The organism is Alteromonas sp. DYW1 (assembly GCF_059752595.1).
The window spans coordinates 2,409,940-2,430,154 of the sequence record NZ_CM186038.1 but is presented as its reverse complement, the minus strand read 5'-3'; the positions used below and the strand labels follow the sequence as shown (position 1 = coordinate 2,430,154).

Annotated in this window: 16 protein-coding genes; 5 read left to right on the top strand and 11 right to left on the bottom strand. The window is 48.1% G+C overall.

The features are described from left to right. Positions 1 to 94: 94 nt before the first annotated feature. The 7 genes from AC121Z_RS10800 to asnS form a co-directional block, all read right to left on the bottom strand. The gene (locus AC121Z_RS10800; protein ID WP_498124038.1) at positions 95 to 3,253 is read right to left on the bottom strand and encodes an efflux RND transporter permease subunit; all 3,159 of its coding nucleotides are present in this window, start codon (positions 3,251 to 3,253) and stop codon (positions 95 to 97) included. Between the two features lie 12 nt (positions 3,254 to 3,265). Next, positions 3,266 to 4,423 carry an efflux RND transporter periplasmic adaptor subunit gene (locus AC121Z_RS10795; protein WP_498124037.1) on the bottom strand — a complete coding sequence of 386 codons (1,158 nt, stop codon included), beginning with the start codon at positions 4,421 to 4,423 and terminating at the stop codon, positions 3,266 to 3,268. Between the two features lie 313 nt (positions 4,424 to 4,736). After that, a complete protein-coding gene (locus AC121Z_RS10790) occupies positions 4,737 to 5,831 on the bottom strand; it encodes a GGDEF domain-containing protein (protein ID WP_498124036.1) in 1,095 nt (364 codons plus the stop codon). A gap of 5 nt (positions 5,832 to 5,836) precedes the next feature. Further along, on the bottom strand, positions 5,837 to 6,436 hold the full coding sequence (locus tag AC121Z_RS10785) for a PqiC family protein (RefSeq protein ID WP_498124035.1): 600 nt from the start codon (positions 6,434 to 6,436) through the stop codon (positions 5,837 to 5,839). Next, a complete protein-coding gene (gene pqiB / locus AC121Z_RS10780; protein ID WP_498124034.1) occupies positions 6,429 to 8,081 on the bottom strand; it encodes an intermembrane transport protein PqiB in 1,653 nt (550 codons plus the stop codon). The genes AC121Z_RS10785 and pqiB overlap by 8 nt, the downstream gene beginning before the upstream one ends. After that, complete coding sequence (locus tag AC121Z_RS10775; RefSeq protein WP_498124033.1) at positions 8,068 to 9,168, bottom strand: paraquat-inducible protein A; 1,101 nt, start codon at positions 9,166 to 9,168, stop codon at positions 8,068 to 8,070. Before AC121Z_RS10775 ends, pqiB begins: the two co-directional genes overlap by 14 nt. Positions 9,169 to 9,439: 271 nt before the next feature. Then, the gene (gene asnS, locus AC121Z_RS10770; RefSeq protein ID WP_498124032.1) at positions 9,440 to 10,837 is read right to left on the bottom strand and encodes an asparagine--tRNA ligase; all 1,398 of its coding nucleotides are present in this window, start codon (positions 10,835 to 10,837) and stop codon (positions 9,440 to 9,442) included. Positions 10,838 to 11,199: 362 nt separating this feature from the next. Here asnS and AC121Z_RS10765 point away from each other — a divergent pair, with 362 nt between their 5' ends. Beyond that, the gene (locus AC121Z_RS10765; protein ID WP_498124031.1) at positions 11,200 to 11,631 is read left to right on the top strand and encodes a hypothetical protein; all 432 of its coding nucleotides are present in this window, start codon (positions 11,200 to 11,202) and stop codon (positions 11,629 to 11,631) included. 15 nt (positions 11,632 to 11,646) lie between these two features. Here the strand turns inward: AC121Z_RS10765 and AC121Z_RS10760 are convergent, their stop codons facing one another. From AC121Z_RS10760 to bioA, 4 genes are all read right to left on the bottom strand, one after another. Further along, on the bottom strand, positions 11,647 to 12,153 hold the full coding sequence (locus AC121Z_RS10760) for a hypothetical protein (protein ID WP_498124030.1): 507 nt from the start codon (positions 12,151 to 12,153) through the stop codon (positions 11,647 to 11,649). Next, positions 12,137 to 13,762 (bottom strand): Na/Pi cotransporter family protein, encoded by a 1,626-nt coding sequence (locus AC121Z_RS10755; protein WP_498124029.1) that lies wholly within the window; start codon positions 13,760 to 13,762, stop codon positions 12,137 to 12,139. The genes AC121Z_RS10760 and AC121Z_RS10755 overlap by 17 nt, the downstream gene beginning before the upstream one ends. A 72-nt stretch (positions 13,763 to 13,834) precedes the next feature. Then, a complete protein-coding gene (locus AC121Z_RS10750; protein ID WP_498124028.1) occupies positions 13,835 to 14,836 on the bottom strand; it encodes a serine hydrolase domain-containing protein in 1,002 nt (333 codons plus the stop codon). 82 nt (positions 14,837 to 14,918) lie between these two features. After that, positions 14,919 to 16,193 (bottom strand): adenosylmethionine--8-amino-7-oxononanoate transaminase, encoded by a 1,275-nt coding sequence (gene bioA, locus AC121Z_RS10745; RefSeq protein ID WP_498124027.1) that lies wholly within the window; start codon positions 16,191 to 16,193, stop codon positions 14,919 to 14,921. 98 nt (positions 16,194 to 16,291) lie between these two features. Between bioA and bioB the strand changes: the two genes are divergently transcribed. The 4 genes from bioB to bioD are packed head-to-tail and all read left to right on the top strand — an operon-like array spanning position 16,292 to position 20,111. Then, positions 16,292 to 17,404 carry a biotin synthase BioB gene (gene bioB, locus AC121Z_RS10740; RefSeq protein ID WP_498124026.1) on the top strand — a complete coding sequence of 371 codons (1,113 nt, stop codon included), beginning with the start codon at positions 16,292 to 16,294 and terminating at the stop codon, positions 17,402 to 17,404. Between the two features lie 5 nt (positions 17,405 to 17,409). Next, a complete protein-coding gene (locus AC121Z_RS10735) occupies positions 17,410 to 18,579 on the top strand; it encodes an aminotransferase class I/II-fold pyridoxal phosphate-dependent enzyme (protein WP_498124025.1) in 1,170 nt (389 codons plus the stop codon). Next, entirely contained in the window at positions 18,576 to 19,406 is an 831-nt protein-coding gene (locus AC121Z_RS10730) for a methyltransferase domain-containing protein (RefSeq protein WP_498124024.1), read from the top strand. The genes AC121Z_RS10735 and AC121Z_RS10730 overlap by 4 nt, the downstream gene beginning before the upstream one ends. A gap of 9 nt (positions 19,407 to 19,415) precedes the next feature. Continuing rightward, positions 19,416 to 20,111, top strand: a complete 696-nt coding sequence (bioD, locus tag AC121Z_RS10725; protein ID WP_498124023.1) for a dethiobiotin synthase — start codon at positions 19,416 to 19,418, stop codon at positions 20,109 to 20,111. Positions 20,112 to 20,215: the final 104 nt, after the last annotated feature.

The following is a 20,215-nucleotide window of genomic DNA, read 5'->3' as shown; positions in this document are numbered from 1 at the left end:
AATTAATCAGGGAAGGGCTGCATAGCGCGTGAGTTAGACGCATAAAAAAGGGTGAAGCCGCACAAGCTTCACCCTTGATCCATTAGCGTTGATATCAATCGCTGGAAGTGCTTGACGCTGGCGTCAGTGAAATCTCTTGCGCGTCTTTACGACGCTTAAAGCGTGCTTTCACTGCTGCAAAGGGTCTGGCGAAATCGAGTAAAATCAAATACAAGCAAGGCACCAGTATTAAGGTTACTAAGGTTGCAAACATGACTGCGAAACCGAGCGCAACCGCCATTGGTATTACGAATGCGGCCTGTAAGCTGGTTTCAAACATGATAGGCAACACGCCCGCAAAAGTTGTGATAGAGGTTAACGTAATTGCCCGGAAACGCGCACAACCCGCCTCAAGCACAGCCTCACGGATAGAATAACCCTGTGCGCGGCGCTGATTGACAAAGTCAGTCATGACCAAACTATCATTGATAACAACACCCGCTGCTGCAATGAGTCCGAAGAATGACATCATGCTCAGATCAAGGCCAAAGAGGAAGTGCCCCCAAATAGCTCCGGTTAAACTGAACGGGATAACCGACATGATGATTAAAGGTTGACCATAGCTCTTCAACGGTACGGCCAAGAGGATATATACCATGATCATCCCAGCAATAAAGAACATCAATTGTTCGTTTTGCTGTGCCTGCTGTTCTTTAATATCACCGCCCAGTTCAGTTTTAACCCCAGGGAATTGTTTAAACAACTCAGGCAACAGATTCTCTTTGATTTCCTCAACCACTTCATTCGGTTCAACTAAACGTTCATCAATCGAGCCCCAAACGTACACGCTTTGATAACCAGCTTCGCGACGAATGTAGCTGATCCCTGGATTTTCACTCAGTTCAACCACATCACCAAGCATCACCTCGCGACCGCCAGGGGTGCGGATCACTGCGTATTTCAGTGACGCAAACTGTTCACGGGTCAAGCGAGGATAACGCACCATAACGCGCACTTCCTCACCATTGCGGATCACGCGCTGGGCTTCGCCTCCGAAAAAGCTGGTGCCGACCTGATTGGCGATATTGGCAAGGTCTAGACCAAGATCATACGCCACGGGTTTGAGGGTCATTTGAATTTCTTTGCTCATCGGGTCGATGGTAGAGCTGATATCAAACAAACCTTCTTGCTGCTGTAGTAGGGTAATGAACTGACGACCGGCGGCATTTAAGGTTTTTAGATCCGGTCCAAATAATAAGTAACCGAATTCACCATTGTCACCACCGCCATTCACATCATCTTGTACCACAAAAGATTTCATACCGGGGATGGGTGGAATAGCCTCACGCCAACGACGTGCCAATTCAAAGGTATCAAATGGGCGCTCATCTTCGTGCACTAAGGGCACTACAATGCGCGCTTCGGTGCGGCCCTGATTAAACGCGAGCAAGTCTCTAATCATGCCTGAGCCATGCTCTGCAATAGTGTCTTCTTCGATTTGCCAAATCACGTTTTCAATGGTTTGTAATGCTTCGATAGTCGCCGTGTCTGAAACCGTTTCGTTCATTTCGATGCGCACACTGGGGAAGTCATGCGGCACTTTAGGGTTGGGGACAGTGCGCACATAATTAGCATTGATCAACCCAATGCTAACCGCTAACAAGGCGATAAAGGTCATTAACACGGCCCAACGCCACTCCAGACAACGGGCGATGAAATTCTTATAGGTACCGTTAACGAACCCAAAAAAGCGCTTATTAAAACGTGCTCGCCAGCTGTCGGGTTTGACGGGGGGGAATTTGGTATGCGCAATATGGGCCGGCAGTATTAGTTTGGATTCAATTAAGCTGAACACCAGACATAGAATTACCACCACCGAAATATTATAAAAGAATGCGCCTTCAGGGCCCGAGCTCATGGTCGCCGGTGCGAAAACGGCAATGGTAGTTAACACCCCAAATGTTGCCGGAGTTGCCACTCGTTTGGCGCCGCGCACGACATTTTCGACACCACCGCCCTTACTCTCTATCTCGGTGTAGGCACTCTCTCCAATCACTATGGCATCGTCGACCACAATACCTAGCACCATAATAAACGCGAACAGCGAAAGGATATTAATACTAACACCAAACACTGGCATCATCATTACGGCACCAAGGAAACACACGGGCAATCCTACCATTACCCAAAACGCTAAACGGAAGCGCAAGAATATCGTTAGTAGTAGGGCCACTAATATGGCGCCTTGAAACAGGTTGCTTAGCATCATATCCAGGCGCGCATTAAGGTAATACGTCATATCCACGAGGATTTTTAGTTGGGCGCCGTCGGGTAAGGTTTTATTACGTTGTTCGATATACTGCTTAACACTCTCTGCCACTGGGATCATGTTTTGATTCTTAGTGGCTTTTACAGCCATCCACATGGCGTTTTGCCCAGAGTATTTGAAGTAACGCTCACCTTCGGTGAATCCATCAGTCACAATCGCGACATCGCCTAACAGCACGCGAGCGCCATTGTCGCCAATTTTTATTGGGATCTGACGGAATTCTTCACCGCTGTAAAACTGATTTTCAACGCGCACAGAAATAATCCCTGAATCGGTGCGCAGCTGACCGGCCGATATGTTGGCAGAGTAACGACGGATAGCTTGGGTGATATCGTTAATGGTTACATTGTATTTGCGCAACATATCCGGTTGGATTTCAACGGCGATTTCATCATCAGGCGCACCCATTTGCACGAGAGACACATTGCTTAACTGTAGCAGCTCAGTCTCTATCTGTTTGGCTAATACTTTTAACTCCGATAGGGGAAGATCACCGACCAGGGGCATCTCAAGTACATCTTGGCGAAACTCGACTTGGGATACCGTTACTGGTTCCATGTCAGCAGGAAACGTTGCAATACTGTCGACCCGCAATTTCACTTTGTCTAATACATCAGTAAGGTCTTCTTCTGGGAAGATCTCTAATGTAACGCGCCCACTGTTGCGAAACGCACGTGAAACAATCCGTTTGATCTCAGTCACATCCTTGAGGGATTCCTCGATTTTGATCAGGATGGATTCTTCAATTTCCTGTGGTGACGCGCCGCGGTATTGCGCACTAACGTTGATGTAATTAATCTCAATGTTGGGGAACATTTGGCGTTGGATAGTAAAATAACTGACCACGCCCATAATGATGATAAACACCATTAACAGGTTAGCTGCGACCGAATTTCGCGCGAAAAATGCAATAATCCCGCTTTGCGTATCGTTATGTGCGCTCATATTTTGTGCCTTTTATTCTGCGTTGCCACTGATGGCTTGATCTTTTTCGTCAATCACGATGACTTCCATACCGTTTTGTGGGTACTCAGGTAGGGTTAAGACAATCCGCTCACCACTATTCAGACCGCTACTGACCAAGAAGAAATCGCCTTGTTCGCGGATCACTTCTACATTGCGTTTGCGCATTTTGTTGTCTTCATCCAACGTCCAAACGCTGCGATTGTTGATCAGGTCTTGTTTAATCTTAAACACGTTCTCCAACACCGTGCCGTTGAAACTCACTTCCACATAATTACCAAATTTTAGCGCAGGAACGTCTGAGTTGAGTCCGTATGGATCATTGACTCGCACTACTAAGTTGGTCATGCGTGTGGCTTCATCTACCACGCCTAGGTCGCGAGCGATGGTGCCACGGCGAGAAATCGTGTTGCGTCCGCGGGTGATCACTTGTGCCGGTTGGCCGGCCAATGTGGCGGGTAAATAATCATTGTCAAATCCAGCAATCGGGAATATCACCTCTGCCACTTCAATATTGTGTAAAGTGGCTACGCTGGCACCCGTCTGTACAAACTGACCAACACCGACGTCACGGGTAACGATCAACGCATCATAGGGGGCCGTCACGCGGGTATTGTCCAAGTCGCGCTTGGCAATGCGTAAACGTGCTTCGGCGGACTTCACGCGGGCTTCGGCACTCATCACTTGCGGCTTTCGCAGGTATAAGTCACTGACTTGTTGCGATGACAGGGCACGCGCCTCTCTAGCGGCAACGTCGGCACGGGCTTGTTCTTCGATTAACTGTGCTTGAGCCTGAGATAATTCGGCTTCTGCTTGCAACAATGCCGACTCGTAGGCGTCTTGTTCAATGGAGAACAAAACTTCACCGCGCTTCACAATACCACCGGGCACAAAATTAGGGTTCCATGCGACGACTTCACCTGAGACTTGCGCCGACAAACGGGTGGATTCAAGCGGAGCGACTTCACCAAAGCTCTCGATTGTAACGGTATAGTCTATGGCGTTGAGCATTTGAATGCGCACTGTCGGACGGGTGTCTTTTTGTGCCTCTTCAGGCTCTTCTGGCGCGCTGGCTTCGATACTAAATTTAACGCCAAGGCCGACGATTAATATCAAAATCGGGACGGCAACTTTAATCCATGTTTTATTCATAGCAGTGCATGTTCAGTGAGTTAATTCCAGCTCCTATACTAACTGTCTGATAAAAAAAAACGATCAATCAAATGTAACGAACTGTTATTAAATTTTTGTCATTAGAGTGTGCAACACTGCACCCTTGGGGCAATATTTAATATGGAATAGATTTAGTATAGACGGAATTTATCCCTCGATTGTCCAAATCAAGCCAAGTCGTCGTGGTAAAGCGCCTATTTTAGTATGATAAAACAGGCCCCCTTGGGCCACCATACGGTGGGTTGAAAATCATTATTGAAGACCAAAGCTGCTGACCATAATCTCGGATAAACTATTCCCACACAACTTTGTTACGGCCTTGTTGTTTTGCGAGGTAAAGCCGCTTGTCGGCAAGATTAATCGCTTCGTCAATGCCGGTTTCAGCGTTCACTTCAGCAGCACCAATGCTAACGGTAACCGTCACGGGGCGTTGATTTTGCCACACCGGTTGACTCGCGATGAACGCGCGTATTTTTTCTGCGACTTCTGCGGCACTGGTCACTGGAGTTGTGGGCAATAAAAAGAGGAATTCTTCGCCACCCCAGCGCGCAATTAGATCTTGCGATCGCAACACTTGCTGAAAGCGTTCAGCCAAGCGACACAACACTTCATCGCCGGCATCGTGGCCGAGGTTGTCATTGATCTGTTTAAAATGATCAACATCAACCAACAATACTGAGAAGGCCTGCCCATCTCTTACTGTGCGCTGGTATTCATGTTTTAACTGCTCATTTAAATTACGGCGATTAGGCAATTGAGTTAATTGATCGTGCAGCGCCTGCTCTTCAAATTCGTCGCGCAGTTTACGCACTACCGCAAAGCTCTGTTCACGGCTGTACTCATACAGTGCCGACAGAAATATAATGGTCATAAAAGAGTAGAGTAAACGGGTTTTGAACTCATAGGTGTACTGCGTTGCTAAAAGCGCATCGTTGGGGAAAAACAACACAAAGGCAACACAACCGGTAAACCCTATGGTGGCGATCAACCCACGCTTAAAGCCGCCTAAGAACATACAAACCGGCGGCACAAGATACACCCACAATGGTCCGGTATTATTGTTGCCTCCGCTGATTATTAGATATAGCGTAAGCACCATTAAACAGCATTGTAAGACGGTCGCTGAAACAATTTGGTAGAAGCGGTTGGGTCTCACTACTTGCAGCAAACGGGTGGCATAGAACAGGAAACTGGCGGCGGCAAGTGAGGTCGCAAGCACCCAATCAGCGGCAAAAGCTGCGCGAACGAAGAGCAAAAAGGTAATACTGCTGCCGACCAAGGCGAACAAGTTAACGATTACGACGCGGCGGTTTGTATCTTCTTCGAACGCATCTGAGCAGCCTGCGTTTACGTAATCATTAAAGTGGCGGCGGATAAATTCCAACATAAAAACTACGGCTCACCTGCAGTTGTTGATACGAGTAATGTTTGCGCTATATCGTTGCCTAATTGGGCCACCAATTGTCGCATTTGTGCGACAGCATGCGTATAGCCGTCTTGGGTCAGCGCCTGCCGATAATAAAAACGCTGCGGGGCAAGGTCATCGGCAGCTTGCGCATACCAATAACCACTCAGCACCACGTCACCGCTAGCGATGGGAATGAAATGTTCAATCACCAGATTGATACGGTGTTGAGTATTGCTCAGCTCGAACTGTGCTGAGGGGGCGTAATAAGCATCAAATTGGCCTGAGTCGCGCATTTTGCGCGCCAATAGCTTGCCAAAATCATCTTCTAAGGGCTCTGCCCAGAGGTGCTTGGTCGCTAAGGACAGCGTTAAATCCGATTGTTGCATAACCAGATTACGCCCGCGCAAATGTTCGGCTAAAAGAACCGCTTGGATTATAATGCTTGCCCGGTTCGGTTGGCTGGTTGCGTTACTCAGATCTTCTGCGCTATCTAGCTTGTAATAGTTTAAGGTGATCGGTTGCGACGCACATCCTTGCAGTAACAAAAAGGCGCACAGCAGACTGAACTGAAATACTTTACTCATTATCCTTCCTTTGCGGCTGCGGATCCGCGCTCAGGTTATCACCAAATACTAGTCCATTGGGTTTTTCATTCAGTTGATGCAACACTGGCTGCATATCCTTGAGCGTTTGCTGCAAGGTGCGTAGGCTCTGATTAATGTTTGAATAGGAACGTGACCCATTCGAATAGTCAGCCATTAGGGCTTGTAGTTGTTGACTGATTTGCGCTATCGAACGATTGATTGCAGTTATGTCAAGCTCGTTAATCCGAGTATTAAAGTTATCACTGGTTTGTGCTACGGAGGCTGCCGTGGCAGACATGTCGTCGATAACGCGGCGAATGTCATTGGCTAACGTTTCCAGCGGAACACCATTGAGTTTATTCAGCAGGGCATCGACTTTTTGTGTGATCTGGGTGAACTCGTCAGAAGCACTTGGGATAACGTCGTAGCCAAGCAATCTGACCGTATCCGCCGGCACCGCGTTTTCAACGTGTTGTAAGTCGACATATAGCGCACCGGTCAACACATTACCCATGCGCAAAGTGGCGCGCAAATCTTGTTGCACCCAATGATTAATTTGTCGCCGCACAAACTCTAAACCTTGTTGATTATCGGGTTGACGCACTTTACCCGGATAAATATTAATCAAGACAGGAATGTCATAGTCTTCTTCCAGGATTGTGCCCGGCAACGCGTTGGCCATATTAATCGCCAAAACCTCACCTATTTCAATCCCGCGATATTCTACTGGTGCGCCCACGGTTAATCCGCGCACCGTTTCGTCAATTAACAATAAAAATTCAGCGGCCAGCTTAAAGCGCTCACTCGCCGCCGACTCGAAGGACGGATAAATATCAAAATAAGCCCGACTGGTAATTTGCTCACCTGCGGCAACGCCGGGAGGAATGCCGAAGGTGACACCATTGGTCAATAAGGTTTCTAAACTCCCAGTTTCGACACTTACGCCGGTGGAGCTTAAATTAAAGCGCACGCCACTGACATTCCAAAATCGGGTGTTTTCAGTGATCAGCTTGTGATAGGGCGCTTCGATAAAGGCGTTGTAATACACCACACGTTCTTCAACATTAAAAAAGGTGTCTTCAAATTCGCCGACCTTAAATCCTTTGTAGATGATGGGATCGCCTTCTTTAAATGCAAACTCGTCAGCACTGTTGAGGGTAACATGCAGACCGGGTGTTCCTGGCGGTGTCACGGGGGGGCGGCTCAAGCCAATGAAGTCGGTTCTGGATTGCCCATTTTCTGCAGGCTCCATGGCGATGTAGCTACCGGACAGCAGGGTATTTAATCCTGACACACCACTGAAGGATACGCGCGGAGATACCACCCAAAACTCAGTATCAGTGGTCAATAGGTCAGCGACAGATTTGTCCATGCGGGCGGTAATGATAACCCCGTCCAAATCAGGTTTAAGGTCAATCTTCTTAACCATGCCGACATCTAAGTCACGTGCCTTGATCGGCGTCTTATTAATTTCAATACCACTGGCCGAGTCTAACTCAATGGTGATCAGCGGGCCTTGATTTGCCCATTGTTGAAACACCATCCAAACCCCGATTAATAGGGCAAGGAGTGGAATAAACCACACTTTCGAGAATTTAGCAGCCGGTTTTACCGCGGCACTTTGGCTGGTATTAAGATCTGTCATCAGTGTAACGGTACCATATTAATCGACTGTCAAAGGTCATAGCAGCTAACATTGTGATAAACACGACAGCGCAAAATGCCAGCACTGCCGGACCAGGGTATATGGATAATGTATTACCCAGTTGGATCAATGCAACCAAAATAGCTACCACAAAGACATCGATCATCGACCATCGCCCGATCAGTTCAGTCATGCGGTAGCTGATTGCTCGTAGTTGAGTCAAATTTTCTTGCTGTCGTTGCACCGAGTAGTTGAGCCAGGCTAACACTACCAGTTTTGTGATAGGCACCAATACGCTAGCCACAAAAATAACGGTTGCAACAGGGTAGGAGCCATCTTCCCATAACGTGCGCACCCCTCCAATGATCGTGCTTGGTTGTTGATCGCCTAGCACATTGGTTTGCATGATGGGGAGCATATTGGCAGGAATATAAAGTAGTGTTGCAGTGAGTAACAGCGCCCAGGTACGCTGAATACTAAATTGTGCCTGCGCTTCGGTCAGAGGAATGTCATGCCCGGCATAGTAGTCACTGAGCCAAGTATGCATCTCGGTTTTCTCATAATACAGTAATGTGCAGGCTGAGCAGAGGGTAAAGGCAATGTAAGCGTAAAATGAAAGGCCAAAATAGACCTCAGCGAGTGATGTGATTTTTATTAGACTGACTAGCGTGCCGACCAGGAATATCTCAGCCATGCTCCAAGGTAATAGCCTTTGCACCCAAACATGCACGCGATAGGCAACAAAACTCGGTTTGGCATATTGATATTGTAAATACAGATAAGCAATGCCCGCTAAAGACGCACCTGGCAACACAAGGGTGCCAAGCGCTGTGATAATGGCCAGTGACGCATATTCGTTGTCACTAAGGGTCAACAAGCCGGAAAACAAATCCATGGCATGGGTTTGACCACTGGCGCGAAACTGTAAAAATTCAAAGGGTAAAGCCAGAGCGAGAAAGATCAACCCAGCAATCGCAAAGGCAGGGGCAAGACTCGTATTATGCCTTCGATGCGCCAGTAGTTGATTTCCACAGCGCGGACACAGCGCACGTTCCCGATGGGCAAGTGGCGGAACATCTACTGACAAAAAACAGTGCTCACAGCGAACTTGAGTCATACCTGACGTTTATCTGCACAATTATCTTCTTATCCGCAAGCATAGTGCAAAGCTATGAGCTAAACCAGTCAATCAGGTTTGCTAAACTTACAACTCTTGCTGTAACCGGAGCTGTAATGTTTACTGTGTGGGTGAATAAAAAAAAGCCCGATTACTGGACAAGTCAAGTAATCAGGCTGTTCGATATCATTCGGGCAAGATTGGTGCAGCGTATTGGCTGCAAAACCCGGTAAAAATGCATTTAATAGTTGGCATTACCCGGTGTACGCGGGAACGGGATCACATCACGGACGTTTTGCATACCAGTAACATAAGCCACCAAGCGTTCAAAACCTAATCCAAAACCACTGTGTGGCACAGTGCCGTAGCGACGCAGGTCGCGATACCATGCGTAATCTTCTTGGTCGAGACCCATTTCAGCAAGACGACGATCAAACACATCTAAACGCTCTTCACGCTGTGAGCCACCGATGATTTCACCAATTCCGGGGGCCAATACATCCATGGCGGCAACGGTTTTGTCGTCATCATTAATGCGCATGTAAAACGCTTTAATATCTTTCGGGTAATTCTGCATGATGATTGGCGCACCGACATGCTCCTCAGCTAAATAACGCTCGTGCTCTGAGGACAAATCCACACCCCATTCCACAGGGAATTCAAAATTCTTACCGCTGGCCTGTAAAATTTCAATGGCATCAGTGTAATCCATGCGCACAAATTCAGAATCAATCACCTGTTGTAGGCGGGTAACTGCTTCTTTGTTAATGCGCTGGGCAAAAAACGCCATATCATCTGGGCGCTCGTCCAATACCGCTTTAAATACATACTTGAGTAGGTCTTCAGCCAGTTGCGCAATATCGCTCAGGTCGGCAAAGGCAACCTCTGGCTCTATCATCCAGAATTCTGCTAGATGGCGGCTGGTATTGCTGTTCTCTGCACGAAAGGTGGGCCCAAAGGTATACACTTTGGACATCGCACACGCATAGGTTTCAACGTTTAATTGACCTGATACCGTGAGGTAGGTTTCTTTGCCGAAAAAGTCTTCAGAATAATCAACATTACCTTTGTCGTCCTTGGGAATATTCAGCATATCCAGGGTGCTGACACGAAACATCTCGCCGGCGCCTTCAGTGTCACTGGCAGTCAAAATTGGCGTGCTGATCCAAAAATACCCGCGTTCGTGAAAGAAGCGATGTATCGCCTGCGATAAGCAGTTGCGCACGCGAGTTACTGCGCCGATCACGTTGGTGCGGGCGCGTAAGTGAGCATGCTCACGTAAAAATTCGATGCTGTGGCGTTTCGCTGCCATCGGGTAGGTATCTGGGTTTTCTACCCAGCCATTAATTTCGACGCTTTGTGCATCTAATTCGATGGCTTGACCTTGCCCTTCCGACTCTTTTACAGTGCCTGTTACGGTTAACGCACAGCCGGTCGTTAGGCGCTGAATATCAGCATAATTTGGCAAGCTGTTGAGGGCAATCACTTGGATTGGATCAAAACAACTACCATCATGCAGCGCAATAAACGACAAACCCGCTTTAGAGTCGCGGCGGGTACGAACCCAACCTTTCACGGTAACGGTGTCACCGATGGCAAATTGACCCTTGAGCACGTCAACAACAGGGGCGTGCGACATATATAACTTCTCCATTTAACAAAGGCAAAAAATCAAACCTCGTAGTATACCGATCCCAGCGCCTTATACCAGTGCGGATAGAGCCCACAACACGGATTAATACGCTTTTTTTTAAGCAATATTCATTCTACAGCGAGTGATGCTCATCGTTATCTGTTTTAGCGCTGCAAGCGAGCACCGCTAGCAAGGCCAGCACGAGGGCTAAAAATTGTATTATTACGATTTAATATGCGGTTGGATAGCGGTCAAAAGTCATGGTTTCAACGAGTAATAACTGTCATTCTCAGTGTGCAGGTAGTATTGTTGGGTTGCTGAAACAACGATAAGCAAGCTGCTGGCTTAGCATAATGTTGGGGATTAAGATGCAAGATGAACCTCCAGTCGAGCGGGGTAAAATTAGCACCTCAGAATATCGTAAAATGTCTGGGCGCGACAGACGTGAACGCCCACGCATCCACGATCGGTTATATCAGTTAGCGGTCGCATTGAATGTTCTTTGCTGGCTGGGTTTGGTAGTGGCACTGGTGCTGTTTCATTATGCCCGACCTGAACTTGTTACCGGTGTACAAGAGTATCTAGGTTTGACGGTCCGCGAGGATTGGTCTGAAGAATTGGTTAGTTGGCTAAATCTTTTGTTGCAAGTGTGTTTGCTCTTAAGCCTGTTGAGCATTGGGCTAAGGCAACGCCGTTCACGTCGCTCTACTGATAGCGTTGGTATCAGCTTTATTATCTTGGTTTTGCTTGTGGTGATCAGTTTTATCACGCTGCAGATCACCGTTTTACCGACGCTTTAATTTACCTGGGCGCAGTTAGATTAACTGCAGAGCGCCATCTTCCCCGGTGCGGTCGGCGACTAACCATACCTGTTTAAAGGGGTGCTCTAAGGGTAAAATACATTCGCGTAACGCGTAAACCGTGGCCAGCGGCCGCCACTGCGGATGCATGTTACGGATGATCAGCCATACATTCTGACTGTGATAATGTTTGCCCGCTTTTTGTTGAAGAATACGCGCTAGTGCTTTGTGCAGGCGGCGCTGAGTATTATCGGTCGCCGCGAGCGCACTTAGTTCTGAGCGAGTTTGCTGCGTCAATTCGCGCCCCAGAATTTGCATCGCTTCAGTTTCGCTGCCATACAAATGGGCAATTTCAAAATCCACTTTAGTTCCACCTATTTGGCAAGTGACATCTGGCTTGGCGGGTAGATTTGATTTGACTATCCGGCACGGCAGATGGGTGTGCTGCTGATACCAATTGAGGAAGACGTCTGCTGCATCGAGTTCCAGCTCACGTTTTTCGGTTTCACTGCTGCGCGACATTGGCTTCTTCGCTTTCTGGCGGTAATTTAATATTAAGGTGAGCAAAGTTGGTCAATTTGTCTTTCAGGCGCTGTGAATAAGTCACAAAATTGATCAGTGCGGCCGCGTCTTTGCGCTCCGGATCGAGCACTAATAACAATAGGGCGCGATTAGCATCATTGATTTCTTGTTGCATGGCCTTAGCTTTTTCTTTCAACACAATTTGGTCGTTACCAATCGCCTTGTCATGCATTTCTGTTGCAATTTCCGCAAAGTATTCCAGCGTTTGGATCGACAGGCCGCGGGTAAGAATGAGCAAGTCGCTTTTCAACTCTAAATAACTGTCATTAATAAATTTTTTGGTTTCGAATAGGTCTTTAATCGAATCATGGATCTGAAACAGATAATCAAATTGATTGATCAGCTTTAACAGCGCGCGCGATTCGGCTTTTTGATTGATCAAGGTTATCGCACTGGCAAAGAAATACTGATATTGGGTTTTTAAAAAATCCACGTACGCCAGTCGCTTTTCAGCCGCGTCAAATAAGCCGCGATAGTTGGTTTCTATGCTTAAAGTCACGGCGTTGTAGTTTTCCTGCAAAAATTGAAATAAGTATTCGGTGCTGGTATCCAGCTTTTGTTTGACCGAATCAAAGGTGTCCTCCGCGTTTACCTTCGGCAGAGTAATGCGCTCAAAGTCCATGTCACCTTCGCCCAATACGGAGTCAACAAAACGCGTAAAAGGGCCAATGAAAATGGTAAATATGATGCTCGCGGTCAGATTGAAAACCAAATGAATGTTGGCTAACGCCATGGCTGGATTCTGATCAAATTGAGCGAGTAGATGGCCATACATAAACAACAGCGGTAAAAATAAAATCACGCCACCAACATTGAACAGAAAGTGACTTAGCGCGGCCTTTTTGGCTGAAATATCCATGTTAAACACCGCAATCAGAGCAGTGGCTGTAGTGCCGATGTTAGCGCCCAAGATTAGGGGCACTGCGTTTTCCAGCCCGATCATGCCTTGCTGAGTAAAAATGATCGCTAATCCAGTCGTCACCGAACTGGATTGCACCAGTGCAGTGAATACACAGCCGATGAGAATGGCATAGATCGGGTTTTGTGGTTCAGTCAAAAAGGCAATTAAGGTGGGGTTGTGTTGTAGCGGTTCAAGGGTGGTAGAAATCAGGTTAAGACTAAAAAATACAAAACCAAAATAAAATACGGCTTTACCAAATAACGATGCGCGATTGCGCATAATGCTCAGTATAAAACCTAACACAATGAAAAAGGGCGCAAAATGGGTGAGTTTAAAGGCGACGAGCTGCGCCGTCACGGTGGTACCAATATTACTGCCAAAGATGATCCCCACACTGTTTTTAAACGACAACACGCCAGCGTTAACCAAGCCAATACTGATCACAGATGTGGCTGAACTGGACTGAATAAACATGGTGACCACAGCACCGATTAATACACCGACCGCAGGATAGCGAGTGGCGTTGCTCAAGGCATGACGAAAACGCTCACCAGAAATACGCTCAATTTCGCGCGAAAAGTTTTCGAGACCAAATACAAAAAGGATAATCCCTGTAAGACCAGCAATAACTAAATGCAAATATTCCAAAGGGTATCCTTTGCAGTGTCTGGTTGACGCATAAGAGTAAATCTAGCTTGATAATCCTTATTTTGCAGTGATTTACATCAAGGTTTTAATCAGTTCGTCATAGGTGTTTTGCAATACGGCTTCACTGTTGCCGCCCGTAGAGTTAACGAATATGACCAATGTAGTGTCGCTATTTGGCAAGTAGGTGGCAATACTTTGGTACCCAGGCAACCAACCGGAATGGTTATAAAAATAGGCATACAACTCTGACTCTTCGGTAGTGAACACGCTACCGTCGTTGAGGGCACGAACAAAGCGACCAATATCGTCCAAACTGGACACCATTGAGCCGCCAGGGATGGCGTAGGTTTGGGGTTTGCGATCAATACCTTGCCAGTAACCATGCACTAAGCGCTCTTGTGGGGCGTCAGCTTGCAACCCGTATGTATTATGCATGGCAAGTGGGGTAAGTATTTCATCCTGAATGTATTGTTGGTGGGCAAAGGTTAATACGCGATCAAGAATAAGGCCCAGTAACAAATAGTTGGTGTTCGAGTACTCATAGCGGCTATCGGGGGCGAAATCAGCAGGCTTGTTGAGGGCAAAGGCAAGGGTATCCGCTATGCTGACATGCGCATCTTGCCAACTAAAGCCGTTCTGGCTGTCAAAGTCAGGAATGCCGCTGCGATGCATGATCAATTGCCGCACAGTGATCCGCTCTGCATTTTCGATTTGTGCGGTATATTCAGGCAGCCATAAGGCGAGACTATCGTCCAGGCCTAAACGTGCATTTGCCGCAAGACGAGTGGCCGCAACAGCGATAAATAATTTGCTGATACTGGCCACTTTAAACAGCTGATCAGTTTGCATTGGTGCTGCGGTCATACGATTGCTTACAACGGCTGCATATATCTCGGGGGCAGCGGTCGCTTGCTGCACATACGCTAACACGCCTGCCACGTCATTATCTTGCGCTGCCTGTTGGACAACCTCAGCTGCAGAGCGTTGTGGAACTGGCGCTTGCGGGTTATTCGTTGGTGGCGTGACCGCTTGACCATTGCCACCGCCGCCACCACAGCCGACAAACAACGTCACCAGGATTAAACTTATGCACAAACGTAACATGGTCACGGCCCACATAACGCTATCTATTTATGCAATTAGCGTATCACACTGCTTATGAGTAATGCTGCAATGTGCGATAAATGGCGTTGCACAGCTGTTCAAGTTGTTCACTGCGAGTGATGTAAGGCGGCATTATGTACACCAACTTACCAAACGGCCGGATCCAAACCCCCGCGGCAACAAAGTGCTTTTGCAGTTCTGCTACCGGCAAGGCTTGGGTGGTTTCCACCACGCCGATGGCACCGAGCACGCGCACATCTTCTACGATTGAGAGACTCGTGCAGCGCGGCAGCAATGCCTGCAAGATCGTTTCGATATTACTGACCTGCGCTTGCCAAGCGTTGGTATTGATTAACTGTAAACTGGCATTAGCCACAGCACAGGCCAGTGGGTTTCCCATATAGGTCGGGCCATGCATAAACACGCCTGGCTCTCCTTCACAGATCCCCATTGCAACCTCATTGCTACAGAGCGTGGCGGCCAAGGTCATGTACCCGCCGGTGAGCGCTTTACCCAGACACAGAATATCGGGTGATATACCCGCGTGTTCGCAGGCAAATAAACGCCCGGTGCGCCCAAAACCAGTGGCTATTTCATCGCAAATGAGCAGAACTTGATAGTCATCACAGAGCTGGCGCATGCGTTTTAAATATTCTGGGTGGTACATACGCATACCACCGGCACCTTGCACGATAGGTTCAAGGATAACTGCGGCGAGTTCATGATGATGCTGGGCAAACAAATCCTCCACAGCAAGCATTTCATCAGCATTCCAGGTTACACCAAAGCGCGTTTGCGGTGCCGGCGCAAAAATTTGTTGTTGTAACGTGTTTTGAAACAAACTGTGCATGCCGTTGATCGGATCACACACTGACATTGCAGCAAAGGTATCACCATGGTATCCATTGCGTGGACTTAAAATGCGATGCTTGCTCGCTTGGCCCTGCGCGGCCCAGTATTGAATAGCCATCTTAATTGCCACTTCAACCGAAACCGAGCCTGAATCTGCCAGAAACACGCGCTCAAGACCTTGCGGTACCATAGCTAATAAGCTGCGACACAGGTCAACTGCCGGTTGATGGGTTATCCCGCCAAACATGACATGGGCCATTTTATCGATTTGCGCATGCGCAGCTTGATTGAGTGTCGGGTGGTTATAACCGTGAATAGCAGCCCACCATGATGACATACCATCCACCAATCGGCGGCCATCAGCTAACACTAGCTCTACTCCATGAGCCGCACTCACTTCATAGCAGGGTAGAGGGTCAATAGCCGATGTGTAAGGATGCCAAATATGTTGTCGATCAAATTCAATATTGTTCAAAATATAACCACTAGTAAATAATCAGCATTGGTCAGAGTTGACAAGTCGTAAAGCGCGCTTAGACTAAGCCAGTCTTTTTTAATAGTAAAGGGTTACTCATGGGCACGAATGCCATCAGCACGTTAATTTCCGGTGAAGTACGTCACGACTGGACCACGGCACAAGTTAATCAGTTGTTTGCCTTGCCATTCAACGATCTCGTGTTTTACGCGCAAAGCATTCATCGTCAGCATTTTGACCCGAACCATGTGCAAGTGAGCACGTTACTGTCGATCAAAACGGGCGCGTGTCCCGAAGACTGTAAATATTGTCCACAGAGCGCACGCTATGACACCGGTTTGGAAAAAGAACGTTTGTTAGAAATTGAAAAAGTGATCCAGCGTGCGCGCGAAGCCAAAGCGACTGGTTCGACGCGTTTTTGCATGGGCGCCGCATGGCGCAATCCAAAAGATCGTGATATCCCGTATGTGGTTGACATGATCCGTGAGGTTAAAAAGCTAGGACTAGAAACCTGCATGACCTTAGGGATGTTAACCCGCGACCAAGCCATTGCGTTAAAGCAAGCGGGATTGGATTATTATAATCACAATTTAGATACCTCACCCGAATATTACGGTGACATTATCACTACACGCACCTACCAAGATCGCCTAGACACGCTAACGCATGTGCGCGAGGTGGGTATGAATGTATGCTCTGGTGGCATTGTGGGAATGGGTGAAAGTGCTGATGACCGGGCGGGTTTATTGCTCCAATTAGCTAACTTACCACAACAGCCAGAAAGTGTTCCGATTAATATGTTGGTTAAAGTTAAAGGAACGCCATTAGACAATGTTGACGATTTGGAGCCTTTTGAATTTGTGCGCACTATTGCAGTCGCTCGGATCATGATGCCCAAGTCATTTGTGCGCCTCTCAGCCGGTCGTGAACAAATGAATGAGCAGATGCAGGCGTTGTGTTTTATGGCTGGCGCAAACTCAATTTTCTACGGTTGTAAGCTACTTACAACCTCAAATCCGGAAACGCATGAAGATGTCATGCTGTTTAACAAGCTCGGTATCAATGCTAAGCAAACCCGCGAGTATTCTGATGAAGCCCACTCAGCTGCATTGCAGGATGAAATTGCGCGTAATCAACACTCGGATTTGTTTTATGACGCCAGTCAGCCAACATCGGCGCAGCAAACGGCAGAGGTGGTTGGCGCGAAATAATACCGATGCCTTTTGAGTTTATTCAGAGTGAAGTCGATCGCTGTCAGCGCGAGAGCTTACTGCGTCAACACCACATCATAGAGCAAGAGCATCAGGCGCTGATCAGCGTTGATGGTTCAGCCTACCTGAATTTTGCTAGTAACGATTATCTTGGGTTGCGCCAAGATCCACGCGTCCTTCAGGCATGGGTGGAAGGGTTGGAATTATACGGCGGTGGCAGTGGTGCATCACCGTTGGTCACGGGGTATAGCCGCGCTCATCAAGCCTTAAGTGAAGCCCTTGCAGCAGTGACCAACCGTGCGGCGACGCTGCTATTTACCTCCGGTTACGCTGCTAATCAGGCATTGTGCCAAGCGCTTTTTAAAGCCGGTGGAGCATTGCTCGCAGATAAACTGTCACACGCCTCGTTGATTGAGGCTGGGCGCTCGATCAACGGCGAATTCAAACGCTTTCGCCATAATGATATGGGGCACTTACAAACACTATTAGAAACAAATGCAAGAGAGCCGTCAGGCACTCATACCCTGATTGCATCGGAAGGTGTCTTCAGTATGGATGGCGACTGTGCTGACGTCGCAGGACTAGAGGATATGGCTAAGCAATATGGTGCCTGGCTCATGCTCGATGATGCCCATGGTTTTGGGATTATGGGGGCGCATGGGGAAGGTGCGGCCGCAGGGCAAACCACACCCGAGAGTTGTCAAATCATCATGGCGACCCTAGGTAAAGCGTTAGGCACGGGGGGGGCATTTGTTGCCGGTAGTCAAGCGCTGATCGATTACCTCACCAATTTTTCCCGCCATTATATTTATTCCACTGCGATGCCTCCCGCCCAAGCGCATGCCTCACTTAAAGCGCTTGAGCTTATGCAAGCGGGAGAACAACGCGAGGTTCTGCATTTACGGATTGATTATTTTCGCTCCAAATTGCACGCCGCAGGCTTTACCAGTAGTGACTCTCGATCAGCGATCCAACCCATTATTCTCGGCTCTCCAGAACAAACCATGGCGGCAGCTGCAAAATTGAAGTCACTGGGTATTTGGGTTGGTGCAATGCGTTATCCCACGGTACCCAAGGGCACCGATCGCTTACGCATTACGTTAAACAGCTTGCATCAGCCACGGGATATTGATGCGCTGATAGATGCACTTTGTATTGTCAGGGATGCACAATGAGTGCGTTACTTCAGCCTATCGATACGGCACCGGATAGTCCCAAGGTGGATAAACAAAAACTGGCCTCGGCGTTCTCACGTAAAGCCAGTGTTTATCTGCGTCAGGCAACCGTGCAGCGCACCATTGCCGATGAATTAAAGCGCCTAGTAGAACACCAACAACCGGTAGAACAAGCGCTTGATTTGGGTTGCGGCACGGGCTATTTATGTCAACAATTAGCCCATCACGCCAGTGCATGGGGGTGTGTTGATATCGCATTCAATATGCTGCGTGAAGCGAAAAGCCAAGCGGGAGTCGTGGGCGACAAAGAATCCCAGTTTTATGTGCAAGCGGATGCTGAGGCGTTGCCTTTTGCGGGCGCACACTTTGATTGCGTCGTCTCCAGTATGGCGCTGCAATGGGTCGCGGACCCTCGCCGTTGCATGTACGAAATTGCCCGTGTGCTGCGTGCGGGTGGATCTGCTTACCTTGCGATATTGCGGCACGATAGTCTGCCCGAATTGCATCAAGGCTGGCAGGCGTTGGAGCAGTCTTTTCGCGTCAATCGGTTTGCGCCTCGAGCCGCGTGGTTAAGTGCCATACAGAACAGCGGTTTAGTTATTCAAGCAATTTCTCAGCAATGCTTTGTTACCCACCATCCAACGGTGTTGAGCTTACTTCATTCGATCAATGGGATAGGTGCAGGCACCACCGCCCATGCAGCTCAAAAATCATTGCGAAGAAGCGACTTACACCGATTGCAGGATTGGTGGCAACAGGTCCACTCTGACGCCAGCGGATTGCGCTTAAGCTACCACGTGGATTTTTATCAGTTAATTAAATCGTGAGTTTTCGTTATGCTTAATTTGTTTGTGACCGGCACTGATACGGATGTGGGAAAAACTGTCATCAGTGCGGCTTTATTGCATGCTTATGCCAAGTTAGGGCACAAAGTGGTTGGTTATAAACCGATTTCTGCAGGCTGTGAAGAGGGCGTAAATGGGCTTGAAAACGCTGATGCCAAACAACTGCAAGCTGCCAGTAATTTGCCCGTGACTCTGGCTCAGGTCAATCCCATTGCATTCGCTCCGCCAATTGCGCCGCACATTGCTGCCGCGCAAGTCGGCGCAAGCATCAGCCCACAACAAATAGTGACAGGCTGGCGAGAGCTGCGTGCCCTGCAACCCGACGTCATACTCACCGAGGGCGCTGGCGGTTGGTCATTACCGATAAGTACCCAAACCACGTTACCTGAAGTTTTAATCGAGCTACAGCCCAAAGTTGTGTTAGTGGTCGGTATGCGCCTTGGTTGTCTTAATCATGCTCTTTTAACTGCATCAGCTATCCGGCAAGATGGGTTTGAACTGGTCGGGTGGGTGGCAAATCATGTCACCGCCGAAATGCCGGTTCGAGCAGAAAATATCGAGACCCTTGCGCAGATGCTAGATGCCCCCTTGATTGCCGAAGTGCCATTTTTAAATAACCTGACTGAAAGTGAAGCATGCGCAGCACAAGTCGGCGCATTATTTACTTCAGAGAACCTGCCGAACTAAGCGACCGATTGCGATAAACCGCTGCGAGAGTGCGATAACTATCTGATCATCTTAGTCCTTCACTGCGTAACAAACAGTCGAGTCTAAAAACAAGAGTACAGTCT